Origin of the sequence: Flavobacterium pokkalii (assembly GCF_014596575.1) — a bacterium.
Taxonomy (GTDB): domain Bacteria; phylum Bacteroidota; class Bacteroidia; order Flavobacteriales; family Flavobacteriaceae; genus Flavobacterium; species Flavobacterium pokkalii.
Genome location: NZ_NASZ01000010.1, coordinates 68,872 through 90,044, shown reverse-complemented (window position 1 = coordinate 90,044; position 21,173 = coordinate 68,872). Strand labels below are relative to the sequence as shown.

9 protein-coding genes are annotated in these 21,173 nt (G+C 38.0%); all 9 read left to right on the top strand.

Features of this window, described 5'->3' with window-relative positions; all coding sequences use genetic code 11:
• Window position 1 precedes the first annotated feature (1 nt).
• The gene (locus tag B6A10_RS08285; RefSeq protein ID WP_188220507.1) at window positions 2–2,206 is read left to right on the top strand and encodes an alpha-L-rhamnosidase-related protein; all 2,205 of its coding nucleotides are present in this window, start codon (window positions 2–4) and stop codon (window positions 2,204–2,206) included.
• A gap of 133 nt (window positions 2,207–2,339) precedes the next feature.
• Complete coding sequence (locus tag B6A10_RS08280; protein WP_188220506.1) at window positions 2,340–4,022, top strand: glycoside hydrolase family protein; 1,683 nt, start codon at window positions 2,340–2,342, stop codon at window positions 4,020–4,022.
• Window positions 4,023–4,257: 235 nt separating this feature from the next.
• Window positions 4,258–5,385, top strand: coding sequence for a glycoside hydrolase family protein (locus B6A10_RS08275; RefSeq protein WP_188220505.1), 1,128 nt, complete (start codon window positions 4,258–4,260; stop codon window positions 5,383–5,385).
• Window positions 5,386–5,437: 52 nt separating this feature from the next.
• Entirely contained in the window at window positions 5,438–8,791 is a 3,354-nt protein-coding gene (locus B6A10_RS08270; RefSeq protein ID WP_188220504.1) for a glycoside hydrolase family 2 TIM barrel-domain containing protein, read from the top strand.
• A gap of 99 nt (window positions 8,792–8,890) precedes the next feature.
• On the top strand, window positions 8,891–12,304 hold the full coding sequence (locus B6A10_RS08265; protein WP_188220503.1) for a glycosyl hydrolase: 3,414 nt from the start codon (window positions 8,891–8,893) through the stop codon (window positions 12,302–12,304).
• A 93-nt stretch (window positions 12,305–12,397) separates the two neighbouring features.
• Complete coding sequence (locus B6A10_RS08260) at window positions 12,398–13,831, top strand: sialate O-acetylesterase (protein WP_188220502.1); 1,434 nt, start codon at window positions 12,398–12,400, stop codon at window positions 13,829–13,831.
• 120 nt (window positions 13,832–13,951) lie between these two features.
• On the top strand, window positions 13,952–16,270 hold the full coding sequence (locus B6A10_RS08255; protein ID WP_238929381.1) for a DUF5703 domain-containing protein: 2,319 nt from the start codon (window positions 13,952–13,954) through the stop codon (window positions 16,268–16,270).
• Between the two features lie 7 nt (window positions 16,271–16,277).
• Entirely contained in the window at window positions 16,278–18,746 is a 2,469-nt protein-coding gene (locus tag B6A10_RS08250; RefSeq protein ID WP_188220500.1) for a pectate lyase family protein, read from the top strand.
• A 100-nt stretch (window positions 18,747–18,846) separates the two neighbouring features.
• A complete protein-coding gene (locus B6A10_RS08245; RefSeq protein WP_188220499.1) occupies window positions 18,847–20,862 on the top strand; it encodes an aceric acid hydrolase in 2,016 nt (671 codons plus the stop codon).
• Window positions 20,863–21,173: the final 311 nt, after the last annotated feature.

Here is a 21,173-nt window from a genome sequence, read left to right as displayed (position 1 = left end):
TATGAATAGTATAGCGTCTTTAATAAAAAAAGGAAGTTTTCTAACTTTAATAATTGTTTTTTTGTTCCAAGGATTTTCAGGTCTTGCGCAATCACAACCAAAAGAAAACAAAGCCACCTGGATTTGGTATCCAGGGGATTTTGAAGTTTGGTTGAGTAACAAAATGCAGGTAAGACGTACAGAAAGAGAAGCCGTTTTTCCGCCGCTTTGGCAATATTATAGTCCGTATGCTTTAGTCACTTTTCAAACAGAAGTTGATATTCCAGAAGCCGATGAGGTGAAAATTTTCACCGAAGGTCCTTTTCAGTTATTATTAGATGGAGTGCAAATTTACGGCCAACCAAAATCACTAAAAATACCTGCCGGGAAACACAAAATTTCCTTTAAAGTTTACAATCAGGAAGTGTTGCCTGCTATTTATATTGCAGGTAAATATGTCAAATCAGATGCTTCTTGGAAGGTAACCAATGAAGACAAACTGTGGATTGATGAAAACGGAAAAGCACAGCAATCTGGTACGCCTTGGGTACCTGTGGGTTCTTGGAATTTTGATGCGCCAGAAAATAAGCCTTCAGGTTTTAGACTGGCAACCACTACTTGGAAAGCCAAAAATACAGAACAAACAGCCGCAGGTCAATTGGTTGATTTTGGAAAAGAAACCTTTGGTTATATCAAAATTCAGGGTCTAAAAGGCAAAGGAAAAGTAGCCTTGTATTATGGTGAGTCTCGTGAAGAAGCCCTAGATACCGCCAAATGTGAAACCTTAGACCATTTGTCTTTTGACGGAAAACAGGCGGAAACCTACACGCATAATGGATCCAAAGCATTCCGTTATGTGCAGGTTGTAGCCGATCCATCGGTAAAATACGACGCCATTTCTATGGATTATGAATATTTACCTTTGGAATATCGGGGCGCTTTTAAATCTTCTGATGCGGAATTAAACAAAATTTGGGATGTGTCGGCTTATACGATGCATCTAACTTCCCGCGAATTTTTCATTGACGGAATTAAGCGTGATCGTTGGGTTTGGTCCGGCGATGCCTATCAAAGTTATTTGATGAATTATTATTTATTCTTTGATTCGCCTTCGGTTGAACGTACCCTTTTGGCACTTCGTGGAAAAGATCCCGTAACAGCGCACATCAATATCATCATGGATTATTCGCTGTATTGGTTTGTGGGTGTTTACGATTATTATCTGCACACAGGCGATACCAAATTCATTACAACTTTTTATCCTCGAATGAAATCCTTGATGGAATTCTGTCTCGAAAGAAGGAATAAAAACGGATTTTTGGAACCATTAGAAGGGGATTGGGTTTTTATTGATTGGGCAGATGGATTACCAAAAACAGGCGAAGTTAGTTTTGAACAAATGCTTTTAGCCAGAAGTTTGGAAGCCATGGCGGTGAGTGCAAAAATTGCTGGCGAAAGTGAAGACCAAAAACAATATGAAAAATTGGCAGCCGATTTAAAAACCAAATTATTTGATGTTTTTTGGGATAAAAAAGAGAACGTCATGAAGCACCAGCGTATTGATGGTAAAATGCAAGATATTGTGACCCGATACGCTAATATGTTTGGAATTTTCTTTAATTATTTTGATGAAGATCAAAAGCAAAGCATTAAAAATAAGGTGTTGTTGAATGATAATATTCTTCAAATCACCACGCCTTATATGCGTTTTTATGAGTTGGAAGCCTTGTGCGCTATTGGCGAACAAGATTATGTAATGAAAGAAATGAAAGATTATTGGGGTGGTATGCTCAAAGAAGGAGCGACTTCTTTTTGGGAAGAATACAACCCAAACAAAAAAGGCAAGGAACACCTAACGATGTATGGTCGCCCTTATGGAAAAAGCCTTTGTCACGCCTGGGGTTCCAGTCCAATTTATTTGTTAGGCAAATATTATTTGGGTGTAAAACCAACAGCTCCGGGATATTCGCAATACGAAATCAAACCTAATTTGGGCGGATTGCAATGGATGGAAGGCAAAGTGCCAACTCCAAAAGGTGAAGTGAGCCTTTATGTAAGCAAATCTGAAATCAAAGTAAAAGCTGCCGAAGGCGAAGGAAAATTAATCATCGAAAGTAAATCAAAACCAAAAACCAATTCAGGAACGATTGTTGTGTTAGGGAAGAACAAATATCAGTTAACCGTTAAACCAAATGTAAGCTATCAAATTAGTTACAAAGCACTTTAGTCATTGCGAGTTCCGATTACTATCGGAACGAAGCAATCACACTTGCATAGTCAAGTTTTGTGAATTGTTAGGAGATTCCTCCTTCGTCGGAATGACAGAATCGTAGAAAAACTGCTACTTAAAAAGAAAAAATATGTTTTCAAACAAAATGAAATATCATTCTAATTCAAAAATAATAATTGCAGTATTGTTGTTTCTTCTGAGTTTTCAAATATATGCTCAAAAAAACAATTGGAAAGCTGCTTCTTTCGAAGTCGTAAAATCCAAATATAAAACTTTCAAAACCACGCAATACGCCCATGTTTTTTCGGGAAGTAAACACAATATTGTCAGTTTAGCTCCGGAATTGGAAGGTTTAACAGGTGTTGAAATTCCGTTAGATTTATATAAAAATGGAACGAATGCTCCTTTGAAATTGAAATTCAAAGAAAATGCGGTAGTACTTGTGGGAATTTTTCAAGACAAGGGAAATAAAGAATTTTTGCAATTAGAACCTTCTTCTAAGTCAACCTTGTTACTTCAAAATGGTGTAACCATTACCGGATTGCCGCCGGTTAATGTGTATGCGCTTTCGTTCGAAAAAGGAACACATTCAATTTTACCTGATGCTAAAGGACTTTTTGCGGTTTTGGGTGTGGTTCAAATGAAGCAAGCTTTAGTGCAAAGAAATGCCGAAAAATTAGACGGAAGATTATGGAATCCAACGTATATCATCGAAGGATTTTCGGATGAAAAACCTTTGTTCGAAATTATCGGTGGAGAAAATAAACCGGTTATTGACGAAGGGTTCCCTGGAACGGAAGGAATTCAAGGCGGTTTTGAAGGCGGACGCGTAGTGAAAGTGGGCGATACTTATCATATGTTTCCAACCGAAAGAGCTGGAGAAAAAGGAGTCGAAATGTACTACGATCGCGTGAAAACCAAAATCGGGCACTGGACCAGTAAAGATGCAATTCACTGGAAACGCGAATCAACTATTTTACAAGCCAGCGGAACGTATGCTATTACTGAAGATGATAATCCAATGAACGATCGTCGTGCAGCCATTTGGTCGTATATGCCGGTTTTTAACGAAAAAGAAAATAAATGGTACGGCTATTATTTGGCTTATACCGTTCACAAAGAAATTCAACCCAATCATTCTTTCGGACGTATCTGGAGATGTGAATCTACTGTAGCAGGAATCAACGGCATTGCCGGACCTTACAAAGACATCGGCATCATTATGGAACCAGGATTGGATTCGCAACCCTGGGAAGGTCGTCAGGGCGTAGCTTCCTTTTTTCCGTATCAAGTAGGAGATAAATATTATGGTTTTTACAGCGGAGCCTATCCTTTTGAAAGTTGGAAAGATTATCCTAAAAAATCAGGAAAAGGTTGGTTTGTGGCTTTGGCCGAATCCAATAGTTTAGAAGGCCCTTGGTTTCGTATGAATAAAGGTGTTGAACCAATTAAAACGATTCATCCGGTTTTTGTTGAAAATCCAATTGTGAGTCAGTTGCCTAATGGCTTGTACATCGCTGTTTTTGACGGAGGTCCTGAAGGTTGGGGGCATCATTTGCCTAATATGATGGGGTACACACTTTCTAAAGACGGTATTCATTGGTCCGAAGCACATTATTGGCCAATAGAAACCAAAGTGGATAAATGGTGGGATATTATGCGAACACCTTTGTGTTTGATTCCTGAAGGTAATGATGTGTATACGATTGTGTACAACGCCATCGATTTGAAAAAGCGTTTTCATCCTACCGGAATGGTAAAACTGAAATTGAATCGTGAGGTGATGGATGCCCGATTGAAGGAAATGAAATAAGAAAATAGAATACAGAATAAAGACGATTGAGTAAAATCTGCGAAATCTGCGTGCCCAAAATGAGAAAAAATTAGCCACAGATTGTACGGATGAAACGGATTTATACAGATGGTTTGATTTTAAAAGTTAGAAGAAATCTGTGATAATCTTTTTAATCTGTGGCAAGAAAAAAAGAAAAAGAAATCCGCGTAAATCGGTTTAATCCGTGTCATCCGTGGCCTATAAAAATTTTAAAATGAAATATTCAGTTAAAAAGTTTGTTTTTGGAATAGTAGCTTTAGCTACAGTAAGTTGCGCGACCCATTACAAAAAACGTGAAATCACGGATAGTGTAATGAACGAAATTTACAACGAAATCAAAACGCCCTACAAATACGGTCTCGTAATGGTGCCAACCGACAACTCCTATAAAATGGATTGTCCTTCTGTTTTCAAAAAAGATGGAAAATGGTTTATGACCTATCTAATTTATGATGGGCGTGGGTACGAAACCTGGCTGGCTGAAAGTGCGGATTTGCTAAACTGGAAACACCTGGGTAAAGTAATGTCTTTTTCAGAAAATGAAAAACATTGGGACGTGAATCAAAAAGCGGGATATATTTCATTGCAAGATCTTACTTGGGGAGGTTCATACAAATGGAACAAATACGATGACAAATACTGGATGAGTTATTTTGGCGGAAATACTAAAGGTTACGAAGCAGGAGTTTTGTCAATCGGTATGGCTTATACCAAGGATTCTCCAACAAAAGCACACGAATTTGAACGATTGGGATATCCGGTTTTGACACCAAAGGACAAAGATGCTCGTTGGTGGGACAACAGTACTATGTATAAAAACTCAGTTATCGAAGACAAAGAGCGCCTCACGGGAAGCAAATTTATTATGTATTACAATGCCCGTGGTGATAGTATCAATCCTGCAAAAGGTGCCGAGCGAATTGCTATGGCAGTTTCAAACGATATGAAAACCTGGAAGCGTTACGGAGATAAACCTTTAATCAATCATCACAGGGGGATTTCAGGGGATGCTTATATTCAGCGAATTAATGATACCTGGGTGATGTTTTATTTTGGGGCTTTCTGGACAGGTTGGGATCAGGGTGCTTTTAACCGCTTTGCCGTTTCAAATGATTTGGTTCATTGGAAAGAATGGAAAGGTGCTAATCTTATAGAATCTTCGGAACCTTATGATAATCTGTTTGCACACAAATCATTTGTGGTAAAACACAAAGGTGTTGTTTATCATTTTTATTGTGCTGTAAACGAGGCTGAACAAAGAGGCATTGCAGTGGCTACTTCAAAAGATTTAGGAAAAAGTGAAGTACATTTTGTCGCTCCTCCGGAGAAAAAGAAGAAATAAAGTTTTCAGTATTCAGTAGCAGTAATCAGTTTTAAGTAAGATAAAAAACACTATGATCAATTTTGTTCAAGAGAAATTAAGTAATAAACGGTGTATCGAAAGGTTTTCAAAATCAATATGTATTGACTCGAAAATCTTAATTCTTAATACTTTATTCTTAATACTTCCTTTTATTAGCCAAGCCCAACTGGTAACGGGTGAGCCTGCAGGTATTCCAAGAATCCCTCAAAAATATGCTTTTACGCCTTGGGAAAATCCAATGGTTACCAGCATTAATAGAGAACCGGCAAGAGCTACAGCTTATTCTTTTACTAATGTTGCCGATGCATTGGAAGGAAAACGTGAAAAAAGCCGAATGAAAATGTTGAATGGCGAATGGGATTTTAAGTTTGCCAATAATCTTCAAGAAGCTCCACAGGATTTTTATAAAAACGAAGTAAAAGGCTGGGACAAAATCGAGGTGCCATCCAATTGGGAAATGAAAGGCTATGGCATGGCGATTTACAAAAGTGCTGTCTATTCCTTTCGTCCGGTAAATCCGCCTTTTGTGCCTCAAGACGACAATCCTATTGGTTCTTACCAAAGAAAATTCATAGTTCCAGAAAACTGGAATGGGATGACAGTGAGTTTGCATTTTGGCGGCGTTAGTTCGGCTTTTCAGGTTTGGGTAAACGGCGATTTTGTAGGTTATGGACAGGATAGTTTTAATTCGTCTGAATTCAATATTACCCCTTATCTTCATAAAGGAGAAAATATTTTATCGGTTCGTGTTTTGCGTTACAGTGATGGTTCTTATTTAGAAGATCAGGACCATTGGCGTTTAAGCGGAATTCAGCGTGAAGTGTATTTGATGGCAGAGCCAAAATTGCGCATCGCCGATTTCTTTTACCAAACCAAACTAGACAAAAACTTTGAAGATGCTGTTTTCCAATTGCGTCCTCGTTTGGATAATTTTACAGGAGATACCATCAAAAATCAAACTTTTGAAGTACAATTGTATGATGCTCAAAATAAACCTTTGTTTGAAAAAGCTTTAGTGAGAAAAGCTTCTGAAATCATTGAAGAAGTATCGCCACGATTGGACAAAGTACGTTTTGGTTTTTTCCAGGAAACTATTAAAAATCCTTTAAAATGGAGCGCCGAAAAACCGAATCTGTACACTTTAGTAATGACCTTAAAAAATCCTGATGGAAGTATTAGCGAGGTGAAAAGTTGCAAATTAGGTTTTCGATCAATAGAATTTTCGAAAGAAAATGGCAAAATGCTCATTAACGGAAAAGAAACGTATGTATATGGCGTCAATCATCACGGGCATCATCCTGAAAGAGGAGAGGCGGTCAATCATCAGGATTTAGAAGAGGACGTAAAACTGATGAAGAAATTCAATTTCAATTTTGTGCGAACTGCTCACTTTCCCGATGATCCTTATTTTTATGAATTATGCGATAAATACGGTCTGATGGTCATGGACGAAGCCAATCTGGAAACGCATGGTTTAGGAGGTCATTTGAGCAATGATCAGCTTTGGACCAGTGCTTATTTGGAGCGTATGACCCGAATGGTGCATCGTGACAAAAATCATCCGAGTATAGTTATGTGGAGTTTGGGTAATGAAGCAGGTAAAGGACCTAATCATGCGGCAATGGCAGCCTGGACACACGATTACGACATTACCAGACCGATACATTATGAACCGGCACAAGGAAATCCACGTTTGGAGGGTTATATTGATCCGTTGGATCCCCGTTATCCTAAAACCGTTGATCATTCCCATCGTTTTGAAAATCCGCAAGACGAACCTTATGTAGATATGGTAAGCCGTTTTTATCCGGGTGTATTTACACCTAAGTTTCTGGTAGATCAAAAGAAAGACACCCGTCCAATTTTGTTTGTTGAATATGCGCACTCGATGGGAAATTCTACTGGGAATTTAAAAGAATTATGGGATGAATTCCGTTCGACTCCAAGAGTTATTGGTGGTTGTATCTGGGATTTAAAAGACCAGGGTATGCTTCGCAAAGATCCAAAAACGGGTCAGGAATATTTTGGTTACGGAGGTGATTTTGGAGAGAAAAAACACGATGGAAATTTCAATATCAACGGAATGGTATCTTCTGACGGAAGACCAAAAGCAGCTATGTATGAAAACAAATGGATTTATCAACCGGCAACTTCTAGTTTAAATGCGGATAAACTGACCATTCACAACCGACAAACGGTCCAAAATTTAAGTGATTATATTCCTGTTTTGAAAGTTTTAGAGAATGGAAATATCATAAAAGAAGTTGTTCTGAAACCGCTTGATATTCCTGCCGGAACTGATTTTATTTTGGATGTGAAAAAATACCTTCCTAAAATGAAATCGGATTCAGAATACTTTTTGAATATTGAATTCCAACTTTCTAAAGACGAATTTTGGGCATCCAAAGGTTATGCGGTTGCTACCGACCAATTTTTGTTGCAAAAGAAAGCCGAAGTTGCTTTGGCGGAGGCCAAACAAAAAAGCAATTTACAAGAAACGAAAGAAGCCTACACCATCAACGGAACTGATTTTAGCATTAGCATTAATAGAGCAAATGGAGCTTTGAGTTCGTATGTGTACAAAGGCAAAGAGCAGTTAAAATCCGCATTGATGCCTAATTTTACCCGTGCTTTAACGGATAATGATCGGAAAGGATGGAAACCTCAAAAAGTTTTGAAACAATGGTTTTTGGCTAAGCCAATATTGAAAAATATAAAAATGGAGCAATCAGCTGGTGAAATAAAAATTAGCAGTGATTACGAAATCATTAAAGACAGTGCTGCGGTAAAAGTAGTGTACAACATCAATCCAAACGGAATTATAAAAGTGGATTACCAACTCAAAGCTACGTCAAAATTGCCAAACATTCCTAGAATTGGAATGCAAATGGGAATCAATCAGGATTTCGACCAAATTTCATGGTACGGAAAAGGGGAATTAGAAAATTACAGCGATCGTAGTTTTGGTTTCACTGTTGGGAAATATGCATTGCCAATAGATAAATTCGTTGAGCCTTATGTAATGCCGCAGGAAAATGGTAATCGTACCGAGGTGCGCTGGATGGCTTTTACTACGCCAACAAGAAACTCCGGTTTAGTGGTGGTGAAAGATAATACCAATTTGAGTATGAGTGCCTGGCCTTACACCCAACAAAATTTGAACGAAGCCAAACATACATTTGACTTAGTAAATCCTGGTTTTCTAACGGTAAATATTGATTTAAAACAAATGGGCGTGGGCGGAAATGACAGTTGGTCACCAGTAGCAGCACCAATGGAAAAATATCAAATTCCTTCGGGTGATTATCAATATAGTTTTTATATCCTTCCTTTTACGGAAGCAAAAAATGGATTGGAAACTAATTTGAAGAAATTTAAGTATTAATGAGGTCATTGCGAGGAACGAGAAATCACATAATCTAAATTACTAGATGAGATTCCTCCTTCGTCGGAATGACAAAGTAAACGGATAAAAACAACAATAATGTTCAACAAAAAATACTTCTTTCTTATATTACTCTTTGCGGGAATGCTTTCCGCACAGGAGTTTCATAAAAAAGAAAATGCTCTTTTTCAGCCAACCATCGAATCCTCCAGGCCTTGGGTGTATTGGTATTGGATGAAATCGGCCTATTCTAAAGTGGGTATAACTGCCGATTTAGAAGCCATGAAACAAGTCGGAATCGAAGGTGCTTATTTAATGACCATCAAAGGACCCGCTGAGCCGCCTTTAATTTCACCACCGATTTTGCAATTGAGTCCAGAATTTTGGGATATGGTGAAATGGGCTTTTATCGAAGCTAATCGATTGGGGGTAAAACTAGCTTTTCATGCCGCAGATGGTTTTGCTGTTGCCGGTGGCCCTTGGATTACGCCTGAAATGTCGATGCAAAAGGTCGTTTGGTCCACGACTGAATTCACAGGAGGTAAAAAAGTTGCTGTAAAATTGCCCGTTCCGGAACATTACAAAGATTTTTATAAGGACATTGCTACTTATGCGATTCCAATAAAAGAATTTGAACAAAGTTCGAAGAATATCCTTCCTAAGGTGAGCACTTCCAATGGGGAAGAAGCCGCTTTTTTAGCAGATCCATCAAAAGACGGAAATTTAAAAATCAGCAACAAAGGCTGGATTTTATACGAATTTGAAAGTCCGTTTTTATGCCGAAATATCAATATTCAAACCAAGGGCTTGGACTTTCAGGCGCAACGATTAATTGTAGAAACCAGTAATGATGGAGTGAATTTTTCTTTTCATCAACGATTACAACCGCCGCGTCAGGGTTGGCAAAATACCGATTACGGAACAACAAGCAGTGTAAAGGCAGTTAAAGCCAAATATTTCCGATTTGTTTTTGATCCGGCCGGAACAGAACCGGGTGCCGAGGATTTGGATTTTGCCAAATGGAATCAGGCGAATTTAAAAGTGAGCAAAATCACCCTTTCCAATCAATTTGTAATTGATAATTACGAAGGAAAATCGGGAGCAGTATGGCGATTAGCGCCAGCGACTACAGAAGATTTGATTCCAAATTCCGATGCGTTTCCTAAATCAGCCCTTATCAACGTTTCCCAATTTGTTGATGGCAATGGTAATTTAAGTTGGAAAGCGCCCAAAGGAAAATGGAGAATCATCCGGATGGGACATACGTCAACAGGGCATGAAAATGCAACTGGTGGAGCAGGAAAAGGTTTGGAAGTGGATAAATTCAATCCGGAATTGATTCGTTTTCAGTTGGACCATTGGTTTGGAGAAGCCGTTCGTACTGCCGGACCGGTATTGACTTCGAAAGTTTTGGAAATTTTACATTTGGATAGTTGGGAATGTGGAAGCCAAAATTGGTCTGCTGTATTTCAGGGGGAATTCAAAAAAAGAAGAGGTTATGATATTATAGATTATTTGCCGGTTATGGCGGGAATTCCTATCGAAAGTGCCGCTACTACCGAAAAAGTATTGTATGATGTTCGAAAAACCATAGCCGAATTAGTCGGAGATAATTTTTTTGGTACTCTGGCAACAATAGCTAAAGAAAATAAGGTAAAATTCAGCTCTGAAAATGTAGCACCAACGATGATGAGTGATGGTTTGTTGCATTTTAAATATGTAGATTATCCTAGTGGTGAGTTTTGGCTAAAAAGCCCTACGCATGATAAGCCTTTTGATATGTTAGATGCCATTTCGGGCGGACATATTTATGGAAAAGATATCATTCAGGCGGAAGCTTTTACAGCTTTGCGTATGGATTGGGACGAGCATCCGGGGAATTTAAAAGTAATTGCCGATCGAAATTATGCTTTGGGAATCAACCGTTTTTTCTATCATGTTTTTGTGCATAATCCTTGGTTAGACAGAAAACCGGGAATGACTTTGGACGATATTGGTTCGTTTTTCCAAAGAGACCAAACCTGGTGGAAACCAGGAAAGGCATTTTTTGATTATTGTCAAAGGGTACAATTCCAATTACAAAAGGGTAAACCGGTCGTGGATTTGGCTGTTTTTATTGGTGAAGATTTGCCTTCCCGTTCCTTAGTTCCGGATCGATTGTTTCCTTTTGTCCCCAATGTTTTTGGACAGGAAAGAGTGGCAAGTGAAAAAATCCGATTGGAGAATGAAGGTCAGCCGACAACCAAAATGCCAAAAGAGGTCACGTTTTCAAAAAATAACACTGATTTGTCCCAATGGGTCAATCCGATGAATGGTTATCAATATGATTCTTTTAATGCCGATGTTTTATTAAACAGAGCCAAAGTTGTCAATGGAAAAGTGAGTTTTGGTGGCGGAATTGAATATGGTGCTTTAATATTTCCGGGAAGCAGAAGAATGGCTCCGAATAATGTTATTTCATTGGCGGTAGCTGAAAAAATGCTGCAATTAGTTAAGGATGGAGCCACTTTGTTTATTGACGAAAAACCTATTGACGCACCAAGTTTTCAAACTGCCGACGAAGCTAAAAAATGGGAGAATGTTTTAGATGAATTATGGTCTAATAATAAAAACAGAACTTCCGGATCAAGACAATTAGGGAAAGGAACAGTAATCCAACTTCCGTTTTTAGGTACTGATTTTTCTAAAATTGGAATTAATGCCGATTTGTTATTTGAGGATGCAACAGCTAATGACCGAGGCTCTATAGCCTGGACACACAGAAGAGCAGCCGATGAAGAAATTTATTTTATTTCTAATCAGTTGGAAGAAAAACGATCTGTTGTTTTTTCTTTTCGCGAAAGCGGTAAAATTCCGCAATTGTACAATCCTGTGACTGATGAAACCACTGTTGTTAAACAATGGAAAGTAGAAAACGGTAGAACGATTATTCCATTAGAATTGGATAAAAATGAATCTTATTTTGTTATTTTTAAAGAAAAAACCACAGTTTCAAAATCTGAAAATGGTTCGAATGCATTTCATTATGAAACGGTTAAAACTTTGGATGAAAATTGGAAATTGCAATTTGATTCGGCTTATAAAGGCCCTGAAAAAGCTTTGTCAATCAATAAACTTTTTGATTGGAGCACTTCGGAAAATGAAAGTATTAAATATTATTCGGGAACGGCGGTTTATACGAAGGAATTTATGTGGAATCAAAATACAAAAGAACCCGTTTATATAAATTTAGGTTCGATTGCAAATCTTGCCGAAGTGACTGTAAACGGAATAGATTGTGGAACGATTTGGACCTTTCCATATCGAACCAATATTTCAAAAGCGCTGAAAAAAGGAAAAAACACCCTTGTTATTAAGGTAACAAATACCTGGGCAAATCGTTTGATTGGTGACCAAAAATTGCCGGAAAAAGACCGATTGACCTGGACAACGGCTCGCTATAGACTGGTTGAAAGTGAAAATTTATTAAAAGTAGGATTGCTTGGGCCAGTGACATTAGAAAGTAAAAAATAAAGAACAAAATAAATTTTTCCACAAATTCACGAATTTTATTAAATAAAATTCTTATGATAATTCGTGAATTTGTGGCGATTAAAATGAGAATAAATGAGAAATTTTAGTAAATCAATTATTGCGATTTTATGTTTAATTGGAAGTTTCCAAATGAACGCAGCTATCAAATTACCCGCTTTGTTTTCGGATAATATGATGTTGCAACAAAAAAGCAACGCTCCTATTTGGGGTTGGGCAGATAAAAATCAAAGCCTAAAAATCAAAACTTCCTGGGATGCCAAAACCTATGAAGTCAAAGCCGATAAGGAAGGAAAATGGAAAATCGCCTTGCAAACTCCAGCTGCCGGTGGACCCTATGAAATTTCAGTTTCAGATGGTAAGACTTCTCAAACGATTAAAAACATTTTGATAGGTGAGGTGTGGTTGTGTTCCGGCCAATCCAACATGGAAATGCCTTTGAAAGGATTTCCGGGTCAGCCTGTTTATAAAGGAAACGAGGCCATTGTGCATTCGAAAAATAATCAAATTCGTTTTATCACCATTCCACGTGCTACTGTTTTGACACCAAATGAAGATTTTGTTGGGAAATGGAACGCAGCAGGGCCACAAACTACAGGAGATTTTAGTGCCACTGCCTGGTATTTTGGTTCGTTGTTGCAGGAAGTATTAGAAGTGCCGGTGGGATTAATTCACGTTTCTTACGGTGGTTCAAGCATGGAAGCTTGGATGAATCAGGAAATGCTGAAAGATTTTAGCAGTGCCAAAATTCCAACCAAAAAAGAAGATTTGGCCAAAGACCCTAATCGTGTGGCAACGACTTTGTTTAACGGAATGTTGTCGCCGGTTATTGGTTACGGTATCAAGGGATGTATCTGGTATCAGGGTGAATCCAATTATGAAAGAGCGTCGGAATATTCAGCTTTAATGCAAAAGATGGTAAGCAGCTGGAGAACGCTTTGGGGACAAGGGGATTTCCCGTTTTATTACTGCCAGATTGCACCGTTTAATTATGCACAATTTCATCCGAATGATTATGTAGAAAAATACAATTCGGCATTTTTGCGTGAAGCACAATTAAAAGCTTCTAAAGAAATTCCGAATTCAGGAATGGCAGTTTTGATGGACATTGGCGAAGAAAATAACATTCATCCTATTCATAAGGAAGCAGGAGGAAGCAGATTGGGGTATTTGGCTTTGACTAAAACCTATGGTCTAAGTGGTTTTGAGTTTGAAAGCCCTGAATATAAAGCCATGGAAATTAAAGACAATTCGGTAACGGTTTCCTTTGATAAGGCGCCAAATGGTATTACCGCAAATGGAAAAGATGTAACTGGTTTTGAAATAGCTGGTGCAGACAAAGTATTTTATCCGGCCAAAGCAGAAGTACGAAGAAAGTCGGTGGTGTTAAAATCGGATAAAGTGACTAATCCGGTTGCGGTGCGTTATTTGTTTAAAGATTTTGCTGAAGCGCAGATTTTTAGTACTGGTGGATTGCCGGTTTCGTCGTTTAGAACGGATAATTGGTAATTGATCTAAAAATACACACAATTTTGTCATTCCGACGAAGGAGGAATCTCCGCAACGGAAATAACTAACGAAGATTCCTCCTTCGTCGGAATGACAATCAAGACTAAAAAAATGTCAAGTTTGAAAAAAATAATTTCCATACTTCTACTAATTCTATCGCTTTCTGTCCAAGCTCAACTTCCTGTGCTTGAAAATTACAACCAAATTTGGACAACGCAAAGCAATAATTCATCCGAATCCATGCCTTTGGGGGGTGGCGATATTGGTGCCAATGTTTGGGTTGAAAAAGGTGATTTGTATTTTTATTTTTCTCGCTCTGGGACCTTTGACGAACATAACACTTTATTGAAATTAGGAAGAGTAAAACTAAGTTTGAGTCCGAATCCTTTTCAAGGAAACGAAGGCTTTAAACAAGAATTACAATTGAAAAATGGTTCGATTAACATTTCACAAAATGGAACTACTATCAAACTTTGGGTCGATGTTTTTCATCCGGTGATTCATGTTGAGGTTGCGAGCAAAAATCCAAGTCAAATGAAAGTGGCTTACGAAAGTTGGCGTTACAAAAACCGAGCTTCCTTAGGCAAAGCCAACAATGCCAATTCGTACAAATGGGCGCCACAAGGAGAAATTTTTACTTTTAAAGATTCTATTTCTTTCGAAAAAAATGGTGTGCAATTTTATCATAGAAATAGAGCCAATACGGTTTTTGATGTCGCTGTGAAACAACAAAAAATGGAATCGGTAAAAGAACAAATGCTGAATCCATTGGCAAATTTAACCTTTGGTGGAAAACTTTTCGGTGTTAATTTAATTGCAGATGGAACTTACACCGGAATCTATCAGGATACCGATTTTAAGGGCTATCAACTGAAAACTGTAAAAGCATCCAAAAAGCACCAATTCCAAATTCAGTTGCACAGCAATCAATCGGCAGATGCTGGTTTGTGGAAGCAAGAATTGCAAAAGCAAATTGTAAACTATAAAAAAGACGAAAAGAAGACAATTTCATGGTGGCATAACTTCTGGAACCGTTCTTTTATTTATACCCAAAAAGGGAAAAGCGAAACAGATTCTGTTTATCAAATGGGTCAAAATTATCAGCTGTTTCGTTATATGTTGGGCTGCAATGCTTACGGAAAATACCCGACCAAGTTCAATGGTGGATTGTTCACCGTAGATCCTGTTTTTACCAACAAGGATTTGAATTTTACCCCTGATTTTCGCAATTGGGGAGGTGGAACCATGACAGCACAAAACCAACGCTTGGTTTATTTTCCTATGCTGAAAAGCGGCGATTTTGATATGATGACTTCGCAACTGGATTATTATTTGAGTTTGCAAAAAAATGCCGAACTGCGTTCTCAGGTATATTGGAAACATAACGGAGCTTCTTTTACCGAACAATTGGAGAATTTTGGTTTGCCAAATCCTGCTGAATACGAGTGGAAACGCCCAGCTGATTATGATCCGGGAATGGAATACAACGCCTGGCTGGAATATGAATGGGATACGGTTTTGGAATTTTGCCAAATGATGTTGCAACAAAAAAATTATGTAGCGACAGACATTAAAAAATACAATCCGTTTATATTAAGTTGCCTGCGTTTTTTTGATGAACATTACCAATATTTGGCCAAACAAAGGGGACGAAAGGCTTTGGATGGTGACGGAAAACTGGTTTTGTATCCCGGTTCAGGAGCTGAGACTTACAAGATGACTTACAATGCCAATAGCACAATTTCGGCTTTAAAAGTAATTACGGAACAATTATTGATGCTATCGGAAAACGATTTATCAAAAGAGGAAGTGGATTATTTGAAAGCATTTCAAAATCGAATTCCAGCTTTGAATTTCAGAGAAATTGACGGACATAAAACTTTGGCTCCGGCCAAACTTTGGGAACGAATCAATAATAGCGAAGTACCGCAATTGTATTCGGTTTTTCCTTGGAAAATTCACGGTCTAGGCAAAGCCGATTTGGACATCGCCCAAAACACCTGGTATTTTGACACCGACGCATTGAAATTTAGAAGTCATGTTGGTTGGAAACAGGATAATATTTTTGCTGCTCGACTAGGATTAACCAAAGAAGCAGCCAAATATAATTTGCTAAAAATGGCCAATTCCGAAAGACGTTTTCCAGCTTTTTGGGGACCTGGATTTGATTGGGTTCCAGATCATAATTGGGGCGGAAGCGGAATGATTGGCATGCAAGAAATGTTGTTGCAAACCAATGGAGATACAATTTATATTTTTCCAGCCTGGCCAAAAGATTGGAATGTGCATTTTAAATTGCATGCAGCAAAAAATACCGTTGTCGAAGTGAAATTGGAAAATGGAAAACTGACTTTGTTGGAAGTTTTTCCGAAAGAAAGAAAACAAGATATCATCAATCTGTTGGGAATGAGTGCAGCAGATAAATTACAATTAAAATAATAAAATTATGAGTTTAATAAAACAGCTGGCATTTTGCGCCGGAACAATGATAACGTTTACATCGGGATTAGTGGCTCAGGAAAAGCAAATTTTTCCGCTTACCCAGTCGTTGAAAGTTGATTTTGATTTGGCGCAACGCCGTACTCTGGAAGTCAATGATCCTAATTATATTTCGTGGCCAATTAGTGAAGGAACTTCCATTGAGAAGAATTTTGGAACTATTAAAGTAACTTTAAAAGGGATTATTAATTCAAGTTGGTACAAAACCGGAGTGCAATCGCCTTATTATGCCCGACTGGTTAATGATGGAATTGTTGCCGATAAAAATGTTGAAATGCGAATTAGCGGATTAGCGAGAGGAAAACATACGTTGCTGACTTTCAATAATACGTTCGATAGTCCGGAAGTGGCTCATTTTGCTCCGGTGAAAGTGTTTGTAAACGGCGTTTATTCGCAAACTATTTTGCCAAGTAACAGAGCGACAGCAACTATCGATGCGGCTACTTCGTATATTAAATTTGAAGTAAAGGATGCTAAAGAAGTGGTTATTCGTTTTGAATCGGATGCTGAAGTTATTGGGAAAATTCAAAAAGTGGTTTTGAACGGTTTTGAATTGGATTTGCCAAATCTGAAAAAACAGGCCAATACGCCTAAACCGTTGAATAATGACGAACATGTGGTTTTAGCCGAAGATTTTAAATTGGAATGGAATGCACCCGAAGGAACAGCTTCGCATGATTTTTATTTTGGTGAAAACGAAAAAGAAGTGGCGGCTGCCGATAGAAATTCGGCGGCATTCAAAGGAAATTTGAAACAAACAGAAGCGAAGATTGACTTAACTTCATTGAGTAATTTGAAAAATTATTATTGGAGAGTGGATGAAATTGATGCTGATAATGAAGTGACCAAAGGGAAAGTATGGTATTTTAAACCGGCACAATTAGCTTTTCCGGGAGCCGAAGGTTATGGACGTTTTGCCATTGGTGGAAGAGGCGGAAAAGTTCTCACAGTAACCAACTTGAATGACAGCGGACCGGGAAGTTTGCGTGATGCGGTAGAAAAGGAAGTAGGTCCAAAAACCATTGTGTTTAATGTTTCGGGAAATATCCAATTGAAATCTAGGTTAGTGGTGAGTCAGCCTTATGTAACTATTGCGGGACAAACCGCTCCGGGTAAAGGAATTATGATTAGCCGTGCGCCAATTGGTTTAACCGGAAATGACGGTATTATTCGTTTTTTGAGAGTTAGAATTGGTGGCGGAACAACCTATGACGGTATGGGATTAACAGGAGCTAACAATAGTATTATAGATCACGCTTCGATTAGCTGGACCATTGATGAATCGTTCAGTTCCAGAGGGGCACACAATATTAGTTTACAACGTACTTTGATTGCCGAAGCACTAAATGTGGCGGGTCATGATAAATATGGTGCTGGTAAAATGCACGGTTATGCGGCGACCATTGGTGGTGATGTAGGTAGTTTTCATCATAATTTATTAGCGCATAATTATGGTCGTAACTGGAGTATTGGTGGCGGTTTGAATGGAGATGGCTATTATGGCGGAAAAATTGATATTCGTAATAATGTGGTGTATAACTGGGGACACCGCGCTACTGACGGTGGTGCCAATCAGGTGAATTTTGTCAATAATTATTACAAACCAGGCGCTTCGACTAATTTCTTTTTTGCTTTAAATGCACAACATGAAGGCGTTGGAAAAGGGAAACAGCAATATTATTTTGATGGGAATGTAATGCCGGGTCATTTTAATGAAAAAAATCAGGAAAAAGGAAGAACGGTTAGTTATTCAAATGGTGATAAATCAAGTTATGAAACTTATTTAGACAAGCCTTTTTTCGAATCTCATGTAACAACTCAATCGGCTGAAGCTGCTTATAAAAATGTTTTATCTGATGTAGGAGCTAATCAACCGTTTTTTGATGGGCACGATCAGCGAATTATCAAGGAAACTTTGAAAGGTACTTATACGTATAAAGGAAGCAAAAGTGGTTTAGGTGGAATGATTGATAATGAAAAGGATGCCGGAAGTTGGGAAGATTATCCAAATGAAAGCCGTCCGGCCGACTGGGATACCGATCAGGACGGATTGCCAAATTGGTGGGAAATTGCCAAAGGATTGAATCCAAATTCGGCTCAGGGTGATTTTACCGATGCGAATGCAGCTAGTGGAAACGGATATACGCAGTTAGAAGATTATTTAAACTGGTTGGCGCAACCACATTATTTTGTGAATGCAGGAGAAAAATTAAATTTTTCGGTAGTTGATTATTTCAAAGGGTACGAGAAGAAACCGACTTATTCCTATAATGATGTTGTTAATGGAAATGTAGTTCTAAAAAGGAAAGAAATTGAATTTTCTTCTGATAGTAAAGGATTCTCTTCTTTTGTGATTAAAGTTCAGGATGCCGATGGCGATAGCATGAGTAGAGTTATAAATGTATTTGTAAAATAAATGATTACCGCAAATTCGCAAATTTAACTCTTTCAATAGGTTTTAATAATTTGCGAATTTGCGGTTAAAAGTTTTAAGTGGATTCAAAAAAAGATATGAAATGAAAAAGAACGTTATTCTATTATCAGCCGTGCTTTTTTCGGTAGTTACATTTGCCCAAAATAAAGGTTTGGTGGATAATTCGGCGAGTCCGTACACCAAATTAAAGAGTGTGGGTTTACAGGATGTAAAATGGACCGGCGGATTCTGGCAACAACAGCTAAATGTGGAAAATCAGGAAACACTGCCGTATATGTGGGATTTGTATCATAATGACGAAGTTTCACATGCCTACGCCAATTTTGAAATTGCTGCCGGAAATCGAAAAGGAACTTTTAAAGGTCCTTCTTTTCATGATGGTGATTTTTACAAAATTTTTGAGGGTTTGGCAGCTACTTATGCCGTGACTAAAGATAAAAAGCTGGACAAACAAATGGATGAAGCTATTGCTTTGTTTCAAAAAGTGCAGCGTAAAGACGGATATTTGCATACTCCGGTTTTAATTGATGAACGTTGGGGGACTTTGGGGCCTGAAGAAGTAAAAAAACAGCTAGGTTTCGAAAAATACAACATGGGACATTTAATGACTGCTGCCTGCGTACATTATCGTGCTACCGGTAAAAGTAGCTTTTTGAATGTTGCTAAAGGAGTTGCTGATTTCTTATATGATTTTTACAAAAAAGCCTCTCCGGAATTGGCTCGAAATGCCATTTGTCCATCACATTATATGGGAATTGTCGAAATGTATCGTACGACAAAGAATCCAAAGTATTTAGAATTAGCTAATAATTTAATCGATATTCGCGGAACTACGAATGACGGAACTGACGATAATCAGGATAGAATTCCGTTCAGACAGCAAACTACCGCGATGGGACACGCTGTGAGAGCCAATTATTTGTATGCGGGAGTGGCCGATTTATATGCCGAAACCGGAGAACAAAAACTATTAGACAATCTAAAATCCATTTGGGAAGATGTCGCTTATCGCAAAATGTACATTACCGGAGCCTGTGGTGCTTTGTACGACGGAGTTTCACCAGATGGAACTTCTTATAATCCGACTGAAGTTCAAAAAATCCACCAAGCTTATGGACGCCCCTTTCAATTACCAAATGCTACGGCACATACGGAAACCTGTGCGAACATTGGAAATGTATTGTGGAACTGGCGTATGCTGCAACTTACTGCTGATGCCAAATATGCTGATGTAATTGAATTGGCTTTGTATAACAGCGTGTTATCCGGAATTAATTTAGAAGGAAATAAATTTTGCTACAACAATCCGTTGAATGTATCGGTTGATTTGCCATTCAAACAAAGATGGGGTAACGAGCGCGAAGGTTATATTGCTTTGTCCAATTGTTGCGCGCCTAACGTAACCCGCACTGTGGCTGAAGTAAGCAATTATGCGTACAGTTTAACCAAAGAAGGATTATATGTGAATTTGTATGGAACAAATGCATTGAATTCTAAGACTGAAGAAGCTGCGCCAATCCAATTGCACCAACAATCCAATTATCCTTGGGACGGAGCGATAGCGATAACATTTGATAAGGCTCCAAAAGGAGATTATGCTTTGTTTCTAAGAATCCCGGGTTGGAGTAATGGTGCTGTTGTGAAAGTAAATGACAAAGTAGTAGATGCCAATAGTATTTCGGGAAGCTATTTGAAAATCAATCGCCAATGGAAAAAAGGAGATGTTATCAGTTTGGACATTCCAATGCCGGTGCAGTTGATGGAAGCGAATCCCTTAGTAGAAGAAACTAAAAATCAGCTGGCTGTAAAAAGAGGTCCTTTGGTGTATTGTTTAGAATCGAATGGAATTTCTAAAGAGGCATCTATAAATGATGTGGTTTTAGATATTAATTCCAATTTTAAAACAGAAACGATAAAGGTGGATAATAGAGATTTAGTTGCCATCAAAGCTCAGGGCTTTTTGAACTCAGAATCCTGGGATAAAAAATTGTACCAACCGATTCAAAAAAGTAAAACTGAGGTTTCTTTACAATTAGTGCCGTATTTTTCATGGGGCAATGCCAATAGTAAGGAAATGACGGTGTGGTTTTCGCATTAAAAAACTTATTAAAATCAAAAAAATAATACGATAAAGAAAATTTAACATAAAAAAAACACGAAAACTAAAAAAAAATGTGCTAAAAAATCGTGTTGTAATAAAATTTTAGTACATTTGAAAAATGTAAACGTTTACATTTGATTGAGTTAGCTCAGTTTCAGTTGTTAAAATCTGATTTGTCTTACGAAATGTAAACGTTTACATTTAGAATTTGTAAAGAATAAAATACAATTAAATGTTAACAAGACCTAAAAAGAGGCAGTTGTAATTAACATGATCCCATTTGATTTCTCATTTTTTAGAAATATAAA